At 68.7% G+C, this 18,632-nt stretch carries 20 protein-coding genes; 13 read left to right on the forward strand and 7 right to left on the reverse strand.

What is annotated here, in order from left to right; all coding sequences use genetic code 11:
* The first annotated feature begins 45 nt into the window (after positions 1-45).
* From MOM01_RS21710 to MOM01_RS21720, 3 genes are read left to right on the forward strand one after another with little or no spacing between them, the layout of a single operon-like run.
* On the forward strand, positions 46-210 hold the full coding sequence (locus tag MOM01_RS21710; RefSeq protein WP_006552429.1) for a DUF4177 domain-containing protein: 165 nt from the start codon (positions 46-48) through the stop codon (positions 208-210).
* Between the two features lie 3 nt (positions 211-213).
* Positions 214-678 (forward strand): RidA family protein, encoded by a 465-nt coding sequence (locus MOM01_RS21715; protein WP_241387518.1) that lies wholly within the window; start codon positions 214-216, stop codon positions 676-678.
* Positions 679-722: 44 nt separating this feature from the next.
* Complete coding sequence (locus MOM01_RS21720) at positions 723-1,511, forward strand: MBL fold metallo-hydrolase (RefSeq protein WP_241387519.1); 789 nt, start codon at positions 723-725, stop codon at positions 1,509-1,511.
* Positions 1,512-1,580: 69 nt separating this feature from the next.
* Here the strand turns inward: MOM01_RS21720 and MOM01_RS21725 are convergent, their stop codons facing one another.
* On the reverse strand, positions 1,581-2,255 hold the full coding sequence (locus MOM01_RS21725; RefSeq protein ID WP_016934470.1) for a Crp/Fnr family transcriptional regulator: 675 nt from the start codon (positions 2,253-2,255) through the stop codon (positions 1,581-1,583).
* Positions 2,256-2,449: 194 nt separating this feature from the next.
* On the reverse strand, positions 2,450-2,722 hold the full coding sequence (locus MOM01_RS21730; protein WP_241387520.1) for a hypothetical protein: 273 nt from the start codon (positions 2,720-2,722) through the stop codon (positions 2,450-2,452).
* A gap of 72 nt (positions 2,723-2,794) precedes the next feature.
* Here MOM01_RS21730 and nth point away from each other — a divergent pair, with 72 nt between their 5' ends.
* The 4 genes from nth to marP are packed head-to-tail and all read left to right on the forward strand — an operon-like array spanning position 2,795 to position 6,141.
* Entirely contained in the window at positions 2,795-3,589 is a 795-nt protein-coding gene (nth, locus tag MOM01_RS21735) for an endonuclease III (RefSeq protein WP_241387521.1), read from the forward strand.
* Positions 3,590-3,593: 4 nt separating this feature from the next.
* Positions 3,594-4,262, forward strand: coding sequence for a TlpA family protein disulfide reductase (locus MOM01_RS21740; protein ID WP_241387522.1), 669 nt, complete (start codon positions 3,594-3,596; stop codon positions 4,260-4,262).
* Positions 4,259-4,957 (forward strand): NUDIX hydrolase, encoded by a 699-nt coding sequence (locus tag MOM01_RS21745; protein ID WP_241387523.1) that lies wholly within the window; start codon positions 4,259-4,261, stop codon positions 4,955-4,957. Before MOM01_RS21740 ends, MOM01_RS21745 begins: the two co-directional genes overlap by 4 nt.
* The gene (gene marP, locus MOM01_RS21750; RefSeq protein ID WP_241387524.1) at positions 4,954-6,141 is read left to right on the forward strand and encodes an acid resistance serine protease MarP; all 1,188 of its coding nucleotides are present in this window, start codon (positions 4,954-4,956) and stop codon (positions 6,139-6,141) included. Before MOM01_RS21745 ends, marP begins: the two co-directional genes overlap by 4 nt.
* Before the next feature lie 22 nt (positions 6,142-6,163).
* Here the strand turns inward: marP and MOM01_RS21755 are convergent, their stop codons facing one another.
* From MOM01_RS21755 to nhaA, 3 genes are read right to left on the reverse strand one after another with little or no spacing between them, the layout of a single operon-like run.
* Complete coding sequence (locus tag MOM01_RS21755; RefSeq protein ID WP_241387525.1) at positions 6,164-7,099, reverse strand: alpha/beta fold hydrolase; 936 nt, start codon at positions 7,097-7,099, stop codon at positions 6,164-6,166.
* Between the two features lie 15 nt (positions 7,100-7,114).
* The gene (locus MOM01_RS21760; RefSeq protein WP_241387526.1) at positions 7,115-7,627 is read right to left on the reverse strand and encodes a phage holin family protein; all 513 of its coding nucleotides are present in this window, start codon (positions 7,625-7,627) and stop codon (positions 7,115-7,117) included.
* Positions 7,627-8,841 carry a Na+/H+ antiporter NhaA gene (gene nhaA, locus MOM01_RS21765; RefSeq protein ID WP_241387527.1) on the reverse strand — a complete coding sequence of 405 codons (1,215 nt, stop codon included), beginning with the start codon at positions 8,839-8,841 and terminating at the stop codon, positions 7,627-7,629. The genes MOM01_RS21760 and nhaA overlap by 1 nt, the downstream gene beginning before the upstream one ends.
* A 200-nt stretch (positions 8,842-9,041) precedes the next feature.
* On the opposite strand from nhaA, the gene MOM01_RS21770 reads away from it, so the two are divergent.
* On the forward strand, positions 9,042-10,412 hold the full coding sequence (locus tag MOM01_RS21770) for an MFS transporter (RefSeq protein ID WP_241387528.1): 1,371 nt from the start codon (positions 9,042-9,044) through the stop codon (positions 10,410-10,412).
* Between the two features lie 63 nt (positions 10,413-10,475).
* Here the strand turns inward: MOM01_RS21770 and acs are convergent, their stop codons facing one another.
* Entirely contained in the window at positions 10,476-12,407 is a 1,932-nt protein-coding gene (gene acs, locus MOM01_RS21775) for an acetate--CoA ligase (protein ID WP_241387529.1), read from the reverse strand.
* A gap of 200 nt (positions 12,408-12,607) precedes the next feature.
* On the opposite strand from acs, the gene MOM01_RS21780 reads away from it, so the two are divergent.
* Positions 12,608-13,357 (forward strand): oxidoreductase, encoded by a 750-nt coding sequence (locus MOM01_RS21780; protein ID WP_241387530.1) that lies wholly within the window; start codon positions 12,608-12,610, stop codon positions 13,355-13,357.
* A 425-nt stretch (positions 13,358-13,782) separates the two neighbouring features.
* Here the strand turns inward: MOM01_RS21780 and MOM01_RS21785 are convergent, their stop codons facing one another.
* On the reverse strand, positions 13,783-14,631 hold the full coding sequence (locus tag MOM01_RS21785; protein ID WP_374112355.1) for an HAD family hydrolase: 849 nt from the start codon (positions 14,629-14,631) through the stop codon (positions 13,783-13,785).
* A 358-nt stretch (positions 14,632-14,989) separates the two neighbouring features.
* On the opposite strand from MOM01_RS21785, the gene ssd reads away from it, so the two are divergent.
* From ssd to MOM01_RS21805, 4 genes are read left to right on the forward strand one after another with little or no spacing between them, the layout of a single operon-like run.
* Complete coding sequence (gene ssd, locus MOM01_RS21790) at positions 14,990-16,060, forward strand: septum site-determining protein Ssd (protein WP_241387531.1); 1,071 nt, start codon at positions 14,990-14,992, stop codon at positions 16,058-16,060.
* On the forward strand, positions 16,057-17,229 hold the full coding sequence (locus MOM01_RS21795; protein ID WP_241387532.1) for a TadA family conjugal transfer-associated ATPase: 1,173 nt from the start codon (positions 16,057-16,059) through the stop codon (positions 17,227-17,229). The genes ssd and MOM01_RS21795 overlap by 4 nt, the downstream gene beginning before the upstream one ends.
* The gene (locus MOM01_RS21800; protein ID WP_241387533.1) at positions 17,226-18,029 is read left to right on the forward strand and encodes a type II secretion system F family protein; all 804 of its coding nucleotides are present in this window, start codon (positions 17,226-17,228) and stop codon (positions 18,027-18,029) included. The genes MOM01_RS21795 and MOM01_RS21800 overlap by 4 nt, the downstream gene beginning before the upstream one ends.
* On the forward strand, positions 18,026-18,604 hold the full coding sequence (locus MOM01_RS21805) for a type II secretion system F family protein (RefSeq protein ID WP_241387534.1): 579 nt from the start codon (positions 18,026-18,028) through the stop codon (positions 18,602-18,604). The genes MOM01_RS21800 and MOM01_RS21805 overlap by 4 nt, the downstream gene beginning before the upstream one ends.
* Positions 18,605-18,632 lie beyond the last annotated feature (28 nt).

Genomic DNA, 18,632 nt, shown 5'->3' on the forward strand with positions numbered 1-18,632 from the left:
GCCTATAAGTCGTGGACGGTCGACGGTGCCGGATAGGGTCAGGACATGAGTGAAACGACCACATGGGAATACGCAACCGTGCCGCTGCTCACGCACGCGACCAAGCAGATCCTCGATCAGTGGGGTGCCGACGGCTGGGAACTCGTCACCGTGCTGCCCGGCCCGACCGGGGAGCAGCACGTCGCCTACCTCAAGCGTCCGAAGGGCTGATCCGTGGCACACAGGACCTGGAGTGAACGTCTGACCGAACTCGGGATCACGTTGCCGCCCGTCGCAGCACCGGTGGCGGCCTACGTGCCCGCCGTCCGCAACGGCGACGTCGTGTACACCTCCGGCCAGCTGCCGCTCGTCGACGGACAGCTGACCCACACCGGCAAGGTCGGTGCCGAGGTGTCGGCGGAGGACGCGAAGACCGCCGCGCGCACGGCCGCGCTCAACGCGCTCGCAGCCGTCGACGGCATCGTCGGGCTCGACAACATCGCCAGCATCGTCAAGGTCGTGGGGTACGTCGCCTCCGCCGAGGGCTTCACCGGTCAGCCCGGCGTGATCAACGGAGCGTCGGAGCTGCTCGGCGAGATCTTCGGTGATGTCGGAGCGCATGCCCGCTCGGCGGTCGGTGTCGCGGAGCTGCCGCTCGGCGCTCCCGTCGAAGTGGAGCTGATGGTCGAAGTACGCTGACGCCACCCTTCCGGCGAAACCGGTCGACACGAGAGGCGAGAGAGATGGCCCTGGTTCACCCCGCCTACGCACAGCTGCGGCAGGTCACCGAGAACGCGGCCGTGATCCTGGCGGAGAACCCCTCGATCATGTCCCTCGAGGGCACGAACACCTGGATTCTCCGAGCCCCCGGCAGCGACGAGTGCGTCGTCGTCGATCCGGGCCCGCTCGACGAAGGGCATCTCGAGCGGGTCGCGCAGGTTCCGGTGGCTGCGACATTGATCAGCCACCGGCACTTCGACCACACCGAGGGTGCCGAACGGTTCGCGGAACTGGCCGGATGCCCTGTACACGCCAATGCACCCGAGCATCGGCACGCCGGGGGAGAACGGCTGTCCGACGGCGACGTCGTGGAGGCGGCGGGACTCCGCATCCGGGTGCTGGCGACTCCGGGGCACACGGCGGACTCGTTGTCGTTCGTGATCGAGGACGACGGCAGTGTGCTCACCGCCGACACGATCCTCGGGCGCGGCACGACCGTTCTCGACGACACGGACGGCGACCTCGGCGACTATCTGCGGTCCCTGCGGTCGCTCATCTCGCTCGGTGGCGGCTACACGGTTCTTCCGGGGCACGGACCCGAGCTGCCCGACCTCGAAACGATCGCGCGGGAGTACCTCGCGCACCGGGAGGGGCGGCTCGAGCAGGTTCGCGGAGCTCTGCGGGCCCTCGGCGCCGAGGCCTCGGCACGTCAGGTCGTCGAGCACGTCTACGCCGACGTCGACCGATCGCTGTGGGGGGCGGCCGAGAAGTCGGTCAACGTGCAGTTGGAGTATCTGCGCAGTCACGGCTGACACGCCGCGAAGCGCACGAAAGGCCGGGACGCGACGAAGCGTCCTGGCCTTTCGTGGATGTCGGGGTCGTCAGCGGGCGCGACGCGCCAGACGCTCCGAGTCGGAGATCAGCACGCTCTTGCCTTCGAGGCGCAGCCAGCCGCGGTGCGCGAAGTCTGCCAGCGCCTTGTTCACGGTCTCGCGGGATGCGCCCACGAGCTGCGCGATCTCTTCCTGCGTCAGGTCGTGCGTCACACGCAGTGCGCCGGCCTCCTGCGTACCGAAGCGCTGTGCGAGCTGCAGCAGCGCCTTGGCGACACGGCCGGGGACGTCCGTGAAGATCAGGTCGGCGAGGCTGTTGTTGGTGCGACGCAGACGGCGGGCGAGCACGCGGAGGAGCTGCTCGGCGATCTCGGGTCGCTGGTCGATCCAGGCCTTGAGCGCCTCGCGGTCCATGCTCACGGCACGCACCTCGGTGACCGTGGTCGCGGTCGACGTGCGCGGACCCGGATCGAAGATGGAGAGCTCGCCGAACATGTCGGACGGGCCCATGATCGTCAGGAGATTCTCGCGGCCGTCGGGCGAACGACGCCCGAGCTTCACCTTGCCGGAGACGATGATGTACAGCCGATCGCCGGGCTCACCCTCGTTGAAGATGACATGGCCGCGCGGGAAATCGACGGGTTGAAGCTCTTTGATCAGCGCCGCAACCGCCGAGGGCTCGACTCCTTGGAAGATGCCTGCTCTGGCCAGGACCTCGTCCACGTGCGCTCCTTTTGGGAATGATTCTCGTCATCTACTGCCGGGTCTGCACGTCGACGGACTTCCCGGGCAGGTCACCTGTCAGGCGTACGAGTGTCCAGTCTACTGTGCGCATCGGGTGGGTGAGTGACCGATACCACGGAAACCGTCGACGAAGCGGGTCGTCGACGTATTCGAGGCTACCGGCAGGTAGCGGATCAGCTCGCGTGACGGGCCCGCAGTCGGCGATCGGAATCGTCCGATCCGTCCGTCCCGGACCCCCGGCGGCGGCGACGCTGGAAGCGGGCGAGAGCTCCGGGGAAGCCCTCTCGGGCGAGTGCCGCGACGTCGGCCTGGTCGGCCTTGTCGAGGAACTCCTCCACCTCCTGCTCGCGAACCGACAGCCGACTCAAGCGCGCCTCCACGCGCTCCATGGACAACGCGAACAACATCAGCAGCACCGGGAAGAGCACTACAGCAAGAGCTTGCATACCGGGAAGTAAACACCCGGAAGGTCTCGGAAGTGACACGGGGCCGAATCCTGGGGACAGGGTTTACGTACAGTGGTTCAGGTGCATGCGACCCAGTCCGAGAGCCCCGAGGCGGCCCCGCGCCGAACGAACGGAAAGGCTCGCGGACCCGAGTCGCGGCTTGCACTCGTCCGTCGTGCACGGCGGATGAACCGCCGGCTCGCCGAGGCTTTCCCGCACGTCTACTGCGAGCTGAACTTCACGAACCCGCTCGAACTCGCCGTGGCCACGATCCTGTCGGCACAGTGCACCGACGTGCGGGTCAACCAGGTCACCCCCGCTCTGTTCGCCCGGTATCCGGACGCTCGCGCGTACGCCGAGGCGGACCGCACCGAGCTCGAGGAGTACATCCGGTCGACCGGCTTCTACCGGAACAAGGCCACTGCGCTGATCGGACTCGGCCAGGCCCTGCTCGAGCGTTTCGACGGTGAGGTCCCTGCCCGGCTGGAGGATCTCGTCGCGTTGCCCGGTATCGGCCGCAAGACCGCCAATGTGATTCTCGGCAACGCCTTCGATGTGCCGGGCATCACCGTCGACACGCACTTCCAGCGACTCGTGCGCCGCTGGGCGTGGACCGAGGAGACCGATCCGGTCAAGATCGAACATGCCGTCGGTGCGCTCATCGAGCGCAAGGAGTGGACGCTGCTGTCCCACCGCGTGATCTTCCACGGCCGGAGGGTGTGCCACGCGCGTAAGCCGGCCTGCGGGGTGTGCGTTCTCGCGAAGGACTGCCCGTCCTACGGGACCGGGCCCACCGATCCGCAGACCGCGGCCGCGCTGGTGAAGGGACCGGAGACCGAGCACCTGCTCGAGCTGGCCGGGCGGTGACGGGGTGCGTCCTTCGACAGCAGGCCGCTGGAGCCTGGCAGCACTGGTCGTCGTCGTCGCGTTGATCGTCGCGATCTGGCCGCGCGACCCGGGTGACACGTCCTCGTCCGGGAACTCCCGGACCACCGCCGCGTCGTCGGCGCCTGTGGACAGGCGTCCGCAGGACGACGCACAGTCCCTCGCACCGTTGCGGGAGGCCGCCGCACTGGAGTCGTGTCCGCAACCGGGCGTGCCCGAGCCTGCCGCCGGCCCGCTCGCCGGACTGGTCTTCGAGTGTGTCGGTGACGGATCCTCCGTGGACCTCGCGGCCGCACTGGCGGGCAAACCCGCCGTGGTCAACCTGTGGGCCTGGTGGTGCGGCCCCTGCGCCGAGGAACTTCCCGTGCTCGAGGAGTACGCCGCCCGCGTCGGCGACGCGGTCACGGTGGTCACCGTCCACACCGATCCCAACGAGTCGAACGCGCTCTCCAAACTCGCCGACTACGACGTGCGGTTGCCGGGTGTCCAGGACGGATCCGGACGGGTCCAGGCCGCAGTCGGCGCGCCTGCGGTCCTTCCGGTGACCGTGCTGCTCCGCGCGGACGGGTCCGTCGCCGCGGTGCTCCCGATCCCGTTCCGAACCGTCGACGAGGTGGCCGCGGTCGTGGAAGAACACCTGGGAGTGGCCGCATGACCCCCGAATGGCTCCGGCGGGTCGCCTCGACGTCCCCGACCGACCCGCACGGACTCAATCCGATCCTGAATCGTCGCGCACCGCGCGATGCGCGAGTCCGCCAGGCCGCGGTCCTGGTGTTGTTCGGAGGATCACCGGTGGCCGACCCCATGGCCCGCGGAGGACTCCCTGCCGATGCCGACGTTCTGCTCACCCAGCGTGCGGCGACGCTCCGTCAGCACAGCGGGCAGGTCGCGTTCCCCGGCGGAGCCGCCGATCCGGAGGATTACGGCGCCATCCACACCGCACTGCGGGAGGCAGAGGAGGAGACGGGACTGGATCCGTCCGGAATCCGGCCGCTCGCGGTGTTGCCCGAACTGTTCATCCCGCCGTCGGGTTTCGACGTGACGCCCGTGATCGCCTACTGGGAGACGCCGAGTCCTGTCGGCGTGGTCGACCCGGAGGAGGCGACCCGCGTGGTACGAGTGTCGCTGCACGAACTGCTCGACCCCGACAACCGCTTCCAGGTCCGGCACCGGCTCGGCTATCAGGGCCCCGCCTTCCAGGTGGACGGGATGCTGGTGTGGGGTTTCACCGCAGGGGTACTCGCGGGTCTGTTCGCGGTGTCGGGGTGGGAGATCGAGTGGGATCACGACGATGTCCGTGATCTCGACGTCGTGCTCGCCGAACTGGAGACGGGGGTGGTCGAATCGTGACCGGATCGGGCTGGATCGATCTGATCATCGTGGTGATCGTCCTGATCGCCGCGTCCTCCGGACTCCGCCAGGGAGCCGTCGCATCGGCCCTGGCCTTCCTCGGTGTGCTGCTCGGAGCCGTCGCCGGCATCCTCGTCGCCCCGCACGTCCTCGTCCACGTGGAAGATGCGCGCCTGCGGATCCTGGCCGGCATCGCCCTGATCGTGGTGCTCGTCGTGGTGGGCGAGGTGGCGGGCATGGTGCTCGGGCGTGCAGCACGCAGTGGCATCCACAGCCCGGGCGCGCGTGCGGTGGACAGCGTCGTCGGTGCGGGCCTCCAATCGGTCGCGGTGCTCGTCGCCGCGTGGCTGCTCGCCATCCCGCTGACCGCCACCACCCAGCCCGCCGTCTCCGCTGCGGTCCGAGGATCCCAGGTGCTCGGAACGGTCGACGATCTCGCCCCGGACTGGATGCGCGCGATCCCGAACGAGTTCTCGGCGCTGCTCGACACGTCCGGGCTTCCGGAGGTGATCGGTCCGTTCGGCCGGACACCGATCGCCGAGGTGGACGTGCCCGACGGGGCTCTCCTCGAGGGATCGGTACCGGCCCGGCTGCAGACGAGCGTCCTGCGCATCAACGGCGTGGCACCGAGCTGCCAGAAGGCCCTCGAAGGATCCGGCTTCGTCGTGGCACCCGAGCGGGTGATGACGAACGCGCACGTCGTGGCGGGAACCGCCGCGGTGACCGTCGACACGGATCGCGGTCCGCTCGACGCGACCGTCGTGTTGTTCGATCCCGAAGTGGACGTCGCGATCCTCGCGGTGCCGGGCCTGACGGCTACGCCTCTGACCTTCGCGTCGCAGCCCGCCGAATCGGGTGACGACGCGATCGTGCTCGGCTATCCGGGCGGCGGTCCGTACACGGCCAGCGCGGCGCGGATCCGCGAGACGCTCGATCTGCAGGGGCCGGACATCTACCGCGGCGGCACCGTCGAACGCGAGGTGTACACGGTGCGCGGCATGATCCGGCAGGGCAACTCGGGAGGCCCGCTGGTCGACCCGTCGGGGAACGTTCTCGGGATGGTGTTCGGGGCCGCGGTCGACGACACCGACACCGGTTTCGTCCTCACCGGCGGAGAGGTGAGCCGGCAGCTGGCGATGGCCGGTGGGAACCAGCCGGTCGCGACCGGCGCCTGCATCGTCTGACCGCTCGATCGGGGACATACGGTCAGACGACGCCACCGACGAAGTCGCTGAGCAGAGCCGTCACCGCCCCGGGTTTCTCCTGATGCGCGTAGTGGCCGGCGCCGTCGACGAACTTCAGGATCCGTCCGGGTGCGTGCCGCGCACAGCGACGGAGTGTCGCGGCGAGCACGTAAGGATCCAGCACACCGTGCACCTGCAGGACCGGCAGGGTCAGCTCGACGTCCATGGCCTTCATGAAGCGGCGCCCGTCGGGACGCCATTGGCTGCGGAACGCCCAGCGCTGGTATTCCAGGGTCAGATGGGCCGTGCCCGGAATCCGGATAGCGGTCCGCAACCGGTCGGTGACCTCGTCGAACTCCTCGGTGCGGCACCACTCGGGTCCACACCGCAGCCGCAGCAGTCGTTCGATCTCGTATCCGTCGTCGCGCGTCAACTGTCGTTCGGGACGCCAGGGCAGCTGATAGGCGAGGAAGGTCGGCAGCAGCGCCGCGCGTTGCGCCCGGTCGCGGACGGCCGCATCACGCAGCGAGATCGGATGCGGGGAGTCGACGACCGCGATCGCCCGCACGAGATTCGGGTGGAGCACTGCCGTCGCCCAGCACACGAGCCCCCCGTCGGCATGGCCGACCAGGATCGCCTCCGTGTGGCCGAGCGCCCGGATCAGCCCCGCGATGTCGTTCGACAGTGTCCACCCGTCGTAACCGCGTGGCGGTTTGTCGGAGTCACCGTAACCCCGCAGATCGACCGCGACGGCCCGGTAGCCGAGGTCGGCGAAGGCCGTGAGCTGATGGCGCCACGACCACCACAGATCGGCGAAGCCGTGCACGAACACCACGAGCGGTGTTCCCGGATCATGGGGTCCGGCTTCCACGGCGTGGAGCCGGATGCCGTTGGCATGGATGTCTCGATGCGTCCACGGACCGGGATATCGGACCGTGGACGGGTCGGGGACGGGCACTCGCGATCCCGGTCGTCAGCGGGTGTGACGCGGCGCGGCGTGGCGGGGCCCGGCCGGATCCTGCGCGTCCTGATTGCTGGGGAGGATCGACGCGGTCTGCTTGAGCGAGTCGATGGTCTTGTTGGGTGCGCGCAACTTGCGCACCCGCATGTATCCGATCAACGCCAGGATCGCGGTGACGACCACCATGATCAGGAAGACGATGAGGAAGGCGAGCCAGCGAGCCACCCAGACGTCGAGCAGTTCGGCCAGGAAGAAGAAGAAGAAGAAAGAACTGAAGGTCAGAACCGCGAGCGCGAGGATGAAGAACAGGCTGCCCTGAAGGCCCTTCTTGACCTCCCCCGTCACCTCGGCCTTGGCCAGCTGGACTTCGGCACGGAACAGGGTGGACACCTGTGTCGCGGCATCGCGCACGAGCTCTCCCACGCTCGCGTCCCGGGGTGTCGGAGCGTCCACCTTCGACAACGGAATGCCGGAGATGCCCGACGGGACTCCGTTCTCCGGATGCTTCGCGTTCGTCACGCTCACTACTCGACCCCTTCGGTTGGTTCGTTCCGTTGACGGTGGGCGCGCCCACGCCGTAACAGTAGCGCCGACCCGAGCACGGAAGCGATCAATGACGTCACCAGTACGGCGGCCTTGGCGATCTCGGCCGATTCTCCCGTCAGCGACAGTTCGGTGATGAGAAGACTGACGGTGAACCCGATCGCGCCGAGCACGGCGAGGGCGAACAGGTCGCCCCACAGCAGCCCGGTCGGTTTCGTCGCGAGGCGGAACCGGATGGCGATCCAGGTGCTGCCGAAGATCCCGACCGTCTTCCCGACCAGGAGTCCCAGCACGATCGCGAGGCCGACGGGTTCGGTGAAGACGTTGCCGATCATCTCGGCACCGATGGGGACACCGGAGGCGAACAGCGCGAAGACCGGAACGCACAGGCCGGCCGACCACGGCTGGAGGCGGTGGACCAGTCGCTCCGCAGGCCCGTAGTCCTCACCGGGATCCGTGCGGACGCGGGTGAGCAGTCCGAGGAGCACTCCGGCGACGGTCGCGTGGATGCCCGCGCTGTGCATCGCGTACCAGGTGAAGAGCGCGAGGGGTACGTACAGCCAGGGGGTGGTGATGCGCCGTCGCTGAGCGAGCCAGTACAACCCCGCCGCGGCGACGGTCGCGAGGATCCAGCCGATCGCGAGACCCGAGGTGAACAGGATCGCGATCAGTGCGATACCGATCAGGTCGTCGACGACCGCCAGGCTCAGCAGGAAGACGCGGGCGCTGGTGGGAATGCGGGAGCCGGTGAGTGCGAGCACTCCGAGGGCGAAGGCGATGTCGGTCGCGACCGGGATCGCCCACCCGCGATCCATTCCGGGTGTTCCCCAGCCCACGGCCGCGGCGATGAGGGCCGGAAGGACCACGCCACCGCACGCGGCGATGACCGGGAGGATCGCCTTCCGTCGGTCGGCCAGTTCGCCGGTGACCAGTTCTCGCTTGAGTTCGAGGCCGGCGACGAAGAAGAAGACGGCGAGCAGTCCGTCCTTCGCCCACGTCCCGAGCGAGAGGTGCAGGTGGAGGGCTTCGGGCCCGATCTCGACGTCGCGCAGGGCGATGTAGGAATCGCCGAAGGGAGAGTTGATCCAGATCAGGGCCACTGCGGCGGCGACCAGCAGCAGCGAACCGCCGACCGTTTCGGTGCGGAGATAGCGGTTGAGAGAACTGGTCCAGGTGGTGGCGGAGGCGTCGGACACGGGTGTCTTTCGGTGAGCGGATACGGGCACGGTGGAACCGTTGCCGATCCGGACTTCCGGCACACCTGGAGGTGAGTCTAGTCCCGGGGAGAGAGCGTCCACGGAGGCGCCCGATTTGCGGTGGGCGGAAATCCGGGTGTTCACTTTCCTAGCAATTGGGAATCCCTCTCAACATGTGAATCGAAAGTGGAGTTGGTTCAGTGAGCACATCCGTCGGAGTCGGGAACGACGGTTCCTCGGTCGTCGCGGGAGTACCACGACGCCGCATCGTCGTGGCCAGCATGGTCGGCACGTCCGTCGAGTTCTACGACTTCTACATCTATGCGACGGCCGCCGTATCGGTCTTCCCTCACCTGTTCTTCCCTCAGGGCAACAGCACGACCGCGCTGCTCGCGTCGCTCGCGACCTTCGGTATCGCCTTCGTCGCCCGCCCGGTCGGATCCATCGTCTTCGGGCATTTCGGCGACCGGATCGGTCGCAAGGTCACACTCGTCGGCTCGCTCCTCACGATGGGTATCGCGACCTTCCTGATCGGCCTGTTGCCCACCTATCACCAGGCCGGGCTCATCGCGCCGGCGCTGCTCGCCCTCATGCGCTTCTGTCAGGGCCTCGGCCTCGGTGGTGAATGGTCCGGGGCGGCGCTGCTCGCCACCGAGACCGCCGAACCGGGCAAACGTGCCTGGGCAGCGATGTGGCCTCAGCTCGGCGCGCCGATCGGCTTCATCGGAGCCAACGGGTTGTTCCTGATCATCACGTTGCTGCTCGGACATGACAACGGGGACCCCGACCTGTCCGGCGCGTTCCTCGAGTGGGGCTGGCGCATTCCGTTCCTGCTGAGCGCCGTCATGGTCATCATCGGCCTGTACGTGCGGCTCAAGCTCGAGGAGACGCCGGTCTTCGCCAAGGCGGTCGCCGAGGGCAAGAAGGTCAAGACACCGCTCGCCGAAGTGTTCAAGACCAGCTGGCGGCAGCTGATCATCGGCACCTTCGTCATGCTCGCGACGTACACGCTCTTCTACCTCATGACCACCTGGGTGCTCAGTTTCGGTACGGGCAAGACCCCGGCCGAGGGCGGCCACGGTGCCGGCTTCCAGTACTCCGATTTCCTCGTGCTGCAGCTCGTCGCGGTGTTGTTCTTCGCGGCCGCCGTGCCCCTGGCAGGGTGGCTCGCCGATCGTTACGGCCGCCGCGCGACCCTGCTGGTCGTCACCGGGGCGATCATGGTGTTCGGGCTGTGCTTCCAGTTCCTGCTGTCGAGCGACGGCATGAGCTCGGGCGAGATGCTGTTCTTCCTCGTGATCGGCATGCTCCTCATGGGTCTGACCTTCGGACCGCAGAGTGCGATCCTGCCCGAGCTCTTCCCGACCAATGTCCGATACACCGGATCCGGAATCTCGTACAACGTCTCGAGTATTCTCGGCGCCGCTGTCGCACCCTTCATCGCGACCTGGCTCGCAACGAGCTACGGCGTCGGCTGGGTGGGCATCTATCTGGTGATCGCCGCGGCGACGACCTTCGTGGCGTTGCTCGTCGTGAAGGAGACGCGCGACCGCTCTCTCGACGAGGTGTAGGCACCGCACACGAGCGAAGGCCCCCTTCCGGACCGGATCCGGAAGGGGCCTTCGCTGCTCGGTCTACTTGCCGCGGATCGCGTCGAAGACCGCCGGGTCGACGAGTGTCGAGGTGTCGCCGAGTTCGCGACCTTCGGCCACGTCGCGCAGCAGCCGGCGCATGATCTTGCCCGAACGGGTCTTCGGCAGTTCCGGCACGACGGTGATCTGGCGCGGCTTGGCAATGGGGGAGATCTCCACGGCCACGTGATCGCGCAACTGCTTGATCAACTCGTCACCGGTGTTCTCGACGTTCTCGCGGAGGATCACGAACGCGACGATGCCCTGGCCGGTCGTCTCGTCCGCGGCGCCGACGACCGCCGCCTCGGCGACCGACGAGTGGCTCACCAGCGCGGATTCGACCTCCGAGGTGGAGATGCGGTGACCGGAGACGTTCATGACGTCGTCGACCCGGCCGAGCACCCACAGCGCCCCGTCCTCGTCGTAACGAGCGCCGTCGCCGGCGAAGTACCAGCCCTGATCCTCGTAGCGCGACCAGTAGGTCTCGCGGTAACGCTGGTCGTCGCCCCAGATGCCGCGGAGCATCGACGGCCACGGCTGGTCGAGAACGAGATAGCCGTTGCCACCCGGACCGAGGGGCTCGGCTTGGTCGTCGACGATCTTCGCCGAGATGCCGGGCAGCGGCGCCATGGCCGAACCGGGCTTGGTGGCGGTGATACCGGGCAGCGGCGAGATCATGATCGCGCCCGTCTCCGTCTGCCACCAGGTGTCGACGATCGGGGCGGAGTCCGCGCCGATGACCTCCCGGTACCAGCGCCAGGCCTCCGGGTTGATCGGCTCACCGACGCTGCCGAGCAGGCGGATCGACGACAGGTCGTGGGCATCGGGGATCTGGCGGCCCCACTTCATGAAGGTGCGGATCAGTGTCGGCGCCGTGTAGTAGATGCTCACACCGTACTTCTCGATGATCTCGAAGTGCCGGTGCTCGTTCGGCGAGTTCGGGGTGCCCTCGTAGACGACCTGTGTCACACCGTTGCTCAGCGGACCGTAGACGATGTAGCTGTGCCCGGTCACCCAGCCGATGTCCGCGGTGCACCAGTAGACGTCCTTGCCCGGCTTGTGGTCGAAGACGTAGTGATGGGTGTACGAGGCCTGCGTCAGGTAACCGCCCGAGGTGTGGACGATGCCCTTGGGCTTACCCGTGGTGCCCGAGGTGTACAGGATGAACAGCGGATGTTCGGAGTCGAACGGCTGTGCGGTGTGCTCGGGGGAGGCCTTCTCGACGGTCTCGTGCCACCACAGATCCCGGCCCTCGGTCCACTCGACGTCGATACCGGTCCGAGCGACGACCAGCACGTGCTCGATCGACTTCGCGTCGGCAACCGCCTCGTCGGCTGCGGCCTTGAGCGGCGCGGCCTGGCCGCGGCGCCACTGCCCGTCGACCGTGACGAGGAGCTTGGCCTGCGCGTCGTCGATGCGTGAGCGCAGGGCCGACGACGAGAAGCCGCCGAACACCACGGAGTGGGTGAGGCCCAGCCGGGCGCACGCGAGCATGGCGACGATCGCCTCGGGGATCATCGGCATGTAGATCGCAACGCGGTCGCCGGCGACCAGACCGAGTTCGGTGAACGCGTTGGCCGCCCGCGAGACCTCGGCGAGCAGGTCGTTGTAGGTCAAGGTCCGGCTGTCGCCGGGCTCACCCTCGAAGTGGATAGCCACCCGGTCGCCGTTGCCGGCCTCGACGTGCCGGTCCACACAGTTGTAGGCGACATTGAGCTTTCCGCCGACGAACCACTTCGCGAACGGTGCGTTCGACCAGTCGAGCACCTCGGTCCACGGTTCCGCCCAATCGAGCCGCTTCGCCTGGTCCTCCCAGAATCCGAGCCGATCGGCATCGGCGGCTTCCTGCAGCTCCGGACCGGCATTCGCGGTTGCGGTGAACTCCGGACTCGGCGGGTACGCCTTCGATTCGTGCTCCTGGGCTGCGCTCGTCATGATGCGGGGCCTCTCTCGGGGTCGTTCCGTTTGGGGTTCTTGTGAGCGTAATCATCTGTGACCCGCGCCGCACCGTTGCGGTGGCGGGCAGAGCTGTCACATTCGCCCATCGGTTGCTTTCGCGCGACGAACGGCATCCGCGGGGCGACCCGGGGAACCTCGCGCCCGTCCACCTGCGGCGCGCCGGTACCGTCGTCCCCGTGACCGACCCTCTTCAGCCTCTCGTCGACCTTCCGGGTGTGCGCGATTCCGCCGACCGCGCCCGCGACGCGCTCGCGGAGGTGCACCGTCACCGGACGAACCGGCGTGGATGGGCGAACACCGCCGCGGAGGCATCGGTGCGTGCCGCGCGGGCATCGGCGTCGATCGACGGTGGTTCGACGGAGCTGCCGCAGCCGGGGGAGAGCGGAGACCCGATCCTGGCGGGAGCCCTTCGAGTGGCGCAGGCGCTCGACGGCGACGCGCTCGGCAACATGGTTGCGACCTGGCGTCGCGCACCGTTGCAGGCGCTCGCTCGTCTGCACCTGCTGGCCGCGGCCGATCTCGTCGAGGATGCCGAGGAGCTGGGCCGTCCGCGCGTGGAGCCCGGACTGGCGGAGCGTCTCGACATGCTGGCCCAGCTCGTCACCGGCGGAACGAGCGCGCCGGCGCCGGTCCTCGCGGCCGTCGTGCACGGCGAGCTGGCCGTCCTGAAGCCGTTCGGCGTCGGCGACGGTGTGGTGGCGCGGGCGGCCTCGCGTCTGGTGTGTGTCGCGTCGGGGCTCGACGTGCGCAATCTCGGCGTGCCCGAGGTCCACTGGATGCGACGGTTGCAGGCCTACCGTGACGGCCTCGCAGGATTCGAGGCCGGAACGGTGGACGGCGTCGGCGGCTGGCTGATCTTCTGCTGCGGGTCGCTCGAGGCCGGTGCCCGTGAGGCCACCTCGATCGCCGAGGCGTTCGCAGGCTGATCGCGTCCGCGGCCCGAGGGATGCACCCTCCACACGTGAAAGCGGGTGGCATGTCGATCGGGATCGACTCCGCCACCCGCCGGCACGGGCGATCCGAGTTACCATGCGTGCGGAATGGGTTGTGATTCAACGGCCTCGGCGATGATCCGGATATCGCGGATTCGTCTCGCAACGGGTGCGGTACTCGTCTTCGAAAACCCGGAGTTCGCAGGCCCACAACACTTGCGCCCTTATAGTGGCATCGGCTTCGCGTGGGTACTCGGTGTCCGTGCCGGGAAGATCGGTCGGGAGATCGAACCTTCTCTTCCGGTTCGGTCTTGGCCTTCCGTTCTTCCGTAACTCCTTTCTACCCCGTCGGCGGGGCGTCGGCAAGACCCCGACCACCCTCTTTCGTCGTCGTCCGGCGCAATGAGCGGCTCTGGGTGTCAACGCATCCGGAAGTTCGTGTAGCGCCGAGCGGCACCGAGTACCAGCGCCGTGACGCCGAGTGTGGCCGCGAGTGTCACCAGTGCGCGCAGAGAAGGGCGCGCGCGTCGGCCCAGCGGTACGGGTCGGGCGAAAATCAGTACAGGCCAACCATTTTCGATGGCAGCTCGGCGTAGAGGGCGGTCCGGATTCACCACTCGGGGGAAACCGACCTCCCGGAGCATGGGTAGGTCGGTGGCCGAATCGGAATAAGCGTAGCTGAGGGAGAGGTCGTAACCGTATCGTTCGGCGAGTTCACGGATGGCGACCGCCTTGGCCTCTCCGAAACAGTAGAAATCGACTTCGCCGGCATATCGGCCGTCGACGATCCGCATCCTGCTCCCCGTGCTGTGCGCCGCCCCGAGTGCCCGCGCGATCGGCGTCACCACCTCCTGCCCGGACGCCGACACGATGACGACATCGTGACCGCGGGCCCGGTGATCTGCGATCAGATCCTTCGCCTCCGCGTAGACGAGTGGGGTCACCACGTCCTGCAGTGTCTTGTCCACGATCGACTTGATCTGCTCGACGTCCCATCCGTTGCACATGTGCGCGATGTGCTCGCGCATCCTGTCCACCCGTGCCTGATCGGCGGCCGACAGCAGATAGAGCAATTGGGCGTAGGTGCTCTGGAGAACCGCGCGGCGGCTGAGCAGGCCCTCTTCGAAGAACGGGCGGGTGAACGCCAGCACGCTCGATTTCGCGATGACGGTCTTGTCGAGGTCGAAGAAGGCCGCGATCCGACCGGAGTCCGGAGCGCTCCCCGTCGACGGGTTCGGTAGGGACGGGTTCGCCGACGCGTCTGTCACGCTCCCCACAATAGGTCCGGACACACCGACGGGCGCCGGGTGATGTGCGCGGCACGCCGATGTTTGAAGTTGCAAGCAACCGCGCCTAACGGTGTACTATCGCGAATGCCCGGATCGACATCCGGGTTGTGTTCAGCCCGACCCCCCGGGGCTGAACGCAGACGGCCCTCGCCTCCTCCCCCCTGGCGAGGGCTGTCGCTTTGTCGGAGGGCCTTCTTTCCACCTCTCGCACCCTTTCCGCGCACCGGATCCTCGCGTTGCAGCGAGTTGTCCACAGGGATGCGATTCATCCACAGAACGGGCTCCCCACGCCGTTGCCGCGGGCCGGCCGGACTCCGGGCACGGCAGCCTGGCGGGCATGAACGACATCCTCGGACTGATCGGCGACCCCACACTGGTCGCCGACCTGCGCCGCGTGGTCGCAGCAGCCGACCGCACGTTGCACGAGATGCCCGTGCCGGTGCCGCGCCGGGCGTGGACCGACGCGGCGATCGTCGTCCTCGATGCGGCCGCGGCAGCAGCATGCACGGGTGGTCATCCGCGCCGGCCCGGCGTGATCCTCGTGTGTACCGGGACGGCCGGCCTGCCGGAATGGCAGGCCGCCGCGGGTGTGGGCGCCGAGCACGTTCTCGCGCTTCCCTCGGAGGAGGTGGAGCTGCTCGCGATCGTCGCAGCCGCAGGTGAACCGGCCACCGGCACCGGCACCGTTCTCACGGTCGTCGGTGGGTGCGGTGGGGCGGGTGCCTCGACGTTCGCTGCGGCGCTCGCCTGGGCAGCAGGACACGACGAGCGACGCGAGACCCTGCTCCTCGACGCCGATCCGTTCGGTGGCGGACTCGACGTCCTGACCGGGCTCGAGGAGCGCCCCGGTGTGCGATGGTCCGGTCTCACCGTCGACGGCGGACGCGTCTCGGCACGTGCCCTGCGCGACGCCGTGCCCGCCTGGGCACCCGGCGTGGGCGTCCTGTCCACCGATCGGGAGCACACCGGTCGACTCGCACCGGCGGCGGTCGAAGCCGTGGTCGAGGCAGTGCGGGGAGTAGGGACGACGGTCGTCTGCGATGTGGGACGCAGTTTCGATCCGGTCGCCGAAGCGGTCGTCGCACTGTCCGATCTCACCGTCGTGGTCGTACCGGCCCGGATCGGATCGGTGCTCTCTGCCGCGCGCATCGCCCGCAGACTCTCCGCCGGAGGGGAACCGGCGGGGCTCGTCGTCCGTGGGCCCGCACCCGGTGGGCTGCGTGCCACCGATGTGGCCGACGCCGTCGGTCTCGAGGTGCTCTCGTCGATGCGGCCCGAACCCGGTCTGACCGAGATGCTCGAACGCGGCGGCCTGCGCCTGCGGACCCGATCACCCTTGCTCGGTGCGGCCCACGACGTGTTGGCGTCGGCCGGACCGGATCGGACCGGTCCGAGGTGGGCGGCATGACCGGCATCCTCGGCGGCGATCTTCTCGACAGAGTGCGCGACCGACTGGCCGACGAGACCGGAGAGCTCACTCCGGCCCGCGTCGCCGCCGCCCTGCGTGCGGAATCGGGCGGAGTGCTGGGCGATTCCGATCTCCTCGCAGCACTGCGGCATCTGCAGACCGAACTGACCGGTGCGGGCCCACTCGAAGCTCTCCTGGCCGACCCGGCGGTCACCGATGTGCTCGTCACCGCACCCGACCGGGTCTGGGTGGACCGGGGCAGCGGTCTGCAGCTGACGGGCGTGACCTTCCCGGACGAGGCCGCGGTCCGCCGTCTCGCACAGCGACTGGCACTGTTCGCCGGTCGCAGGCTCGACGACGCCCAGATGTGGGTGGACGGCAGGCTGCCCGGACACGGCGAGTTCGGGGTGAGGCTGCACGCGGTGCTCTCACCCGTCGCGCAAGGAGGGACGTGCCTGTCCCTGCGGGTACTGCGGCCGGCCTCCCAAGGCCTCGACGCGCTGCGTGAGCGAGGAGCAGTCGGGGAGGAGGCCTACCGCCTGTTGTTGCGTATCGTCCGCGCACGTCTGGCCTTCCTGGTCGTCGGCGGGACGGGCGCCGGGAAGACCACTCTTCTCGCGGCACTGCTGGGCGTGGTCGACGGCACCGAGCGCATCGTCTGTGTCGAGGACGCGGCCGAACTGGTCCCCGCCCACCCCCACGTCGTCCGCTTGGTGGCCCGGGCACCCAACGTCGAGGGCGTCGGCGAAGTCACCGTCCGCGACCTCGTGCGGCAGGCACTGCGGATGCGGCCCGACCGCATCGTCATCGGCGAGGTCCGTGGAGCCGAGGTCGTGGATCTTCTGACCGCGTTGAACACCGGTCACGACGGCGGCGCCGGAACGGTGCACGCCAATTCGCCCGACGAGGTACCCGCGCGACTCGAAGCCCTCGCGGCCCTCGGTGGCCTCGATCGCGCCGCACTGCACAGTCAACTCGTCGCAGCGGTCCAAGTGGTCCTGCACGTGCACCGCGGTACCGACGGCGTTCGGCGCCTCGTGGAAATCGGTGTGGTCGAACGAGATCCCGTTGCGGGAGTGATCGTGACACCGGCGTGGACCCACGTCCGCGGGCGGGAACCCGGCATGGACATTCTCGAACGCGTGCTGCACCGGCGGGATGCCCGGTGAGCGCGACGGTCCTCTGCCTGGCGACGGCATTGTTCGTATTCCCTGCCTCCTCCGCGCGCCACCGGCTGCGGCGGGGGATGCCCGCCACGGGACGCCGCCCGGCGCCGCGCCTTCTCGTCGGTGGGGCGGTGATCGCGGCGGCCGTCCCCTTCGTGATGTGGGCAGGAGCGACACCTGCTCTCGCGGCTGCAACGGTCACGGCGACGATGATGTGGCGCCGCCGTTCCCGGCAGCGTGCCGCGGAACGCGAAGGCCATCGCCGCATGCTGTTGTCCGGGCTCGACACTGTGATCGCCGACCTGAGGGTCGGGACGCATTCCGCGGACGCATGCGACACGGCTGCCCGTGAGACGACCGGTCCTGTTGCCGCAGCCTTCCGGGTCGCTGCGGCGCGAGCGCGGCTGGGCGGTTCGGCTGCCCACGGATTGCGTTCGGCTGCGGAGCTTCCGGAGTCGGGCGGGGTCGCCGACAGTCTGAACCGGGTCGCCGACGCGTGGTCGGTATCCGATCGTCACGGTCTCGCTCTCGCCGAACTGCTGGGTGCAGCCCGGGTCGATCTGGCCGCTCGGCTGCGGATCCGGGCTCGGACGGAGGCCGGACTCGCCGGCGCTCGCGCCACCGCGTCCGTACTGGCGGGGTTACCTGCTCTCGGTGTGGGCCTCGGGCAACTCATGGGGGCGGCTCCCCTCGGGATCCTCCTCGCCGGCGGTCTCGGTGGCGCGATGCTCGTCGCCGGAACGACACTCGTCTGCGCAGGTCTGTTGTGGACCGACCGCATCGCGGCCCGGGTGGGAACATGAGCGTGGCCTGGGCTGCGTTGCTGGGCGCCGCATCGCTGGTCGCCGTACCACTACCGCGGTGCGCGACACGGCTGGTCTCCGGGAGCGCCGAAGCGGACGGACGGCGGAGCGCGTCCGGATCTCCCATCGATCCGCACGCGATGCCCGCTGCCTTCGACCTCTTCGCTGCGTGTCTGCGGGCAGGGATGCCTGCGGCGACCGCCGCGCGGGTCGTGGCGGAGTCGGCTCCCCCCGATCTGGCCGCAGCGCTGCGTCGAGGTGCAGACCGCATGCAGTTGGGTGCCGATCCGGCCGACGCCTGGGCCGGCTCGGCAACCACCGATGCACTCGACGACTTCGCCCGTGCTGCCCGTCGATCCGCGAAATCCGGTGCTCCGCTGTCGGACACCGTGGCCGAACTCGCCACCCGCCGACGGGCCGAGACCGAGGACCGCGTGGCCGCCGAGATCGACCGCGCAGGCGTGCTGGTGAGCGGCCCGCTCGGATTGTGTTTTCTGCCCGCGTTCATCTGTCTGGGCATCGTGCCGGTCGTCGTCGGCCTGGCGCGTGACGTGCTGGGCGAAGGGCTGATGTGAGCGTCGGCGCGGACCGTCCGCGCCGTAT

This window comes from Rhodococcus sp. CH91, from assembly GCF_022554085.1.
In the GTDB taxonomy this organism is placed as follows: Bacteria; Actinomycetota; Actinomycetes; order Mycobacteriales; family Mycobacteriaceae; genus Rhodococcus.

Coding starts and splice junctions, on each gene's coding strand:
- MOM01_RS21730 (WP_241387520.1), bottom strand. CDS start 2,722: ATGCAAGCTCTTGCTGTAGTGCTCTTCCCGGTGCTGCTGATGTTGTTC.
- ssd (WP_241387531.1), top strand. CDS start 14,990: ATGAACGACATCCTCGGACTGATCGGCGACCCCACACTGGTCGCCGAC.
- acs (WP_241387529.1), bottom strand. CDS start 12,407: ATGACGAGCGCAGCCCAGGAGCACGAATCGAAGGCGTACCCGCCGAGT.
- MOM01_RS21720 (WP_241387519.1), top strand. CDS start 723: ATGGCCCTGGTTCACCCCGCCTACGCACAGCTGCGGCAGGTCACCGAG.
- MOM01_RS21710 (WP_006552429.1), top strand. CDS start 46: ATGAGTGAAACGACCACATGGGAATACGCAACCGTGCCGCTGCTCACG.
- MOM01_RS21805 (WP_241387534.1), top strand. CDS start 18,026: ATGAGCGTGGCCTGGGCTGCGTTGCTGGGCGCCGCATCGCTGGTCGCC.
- MOM01_RS21745 (WP_241387523.1), top strand. CDS start 4,259: ATGACCCCCGAATGGCTCCGGCGGGTCGCCTCGACGTCCCCGACCGAC.
- MOM01_RS21795 (WP_241387532.1), top strand. CDS start 16,057: ATGACCGGCATCCTCGGCGGCGATCTTCTCGACAGAGTGCGCGACCGA.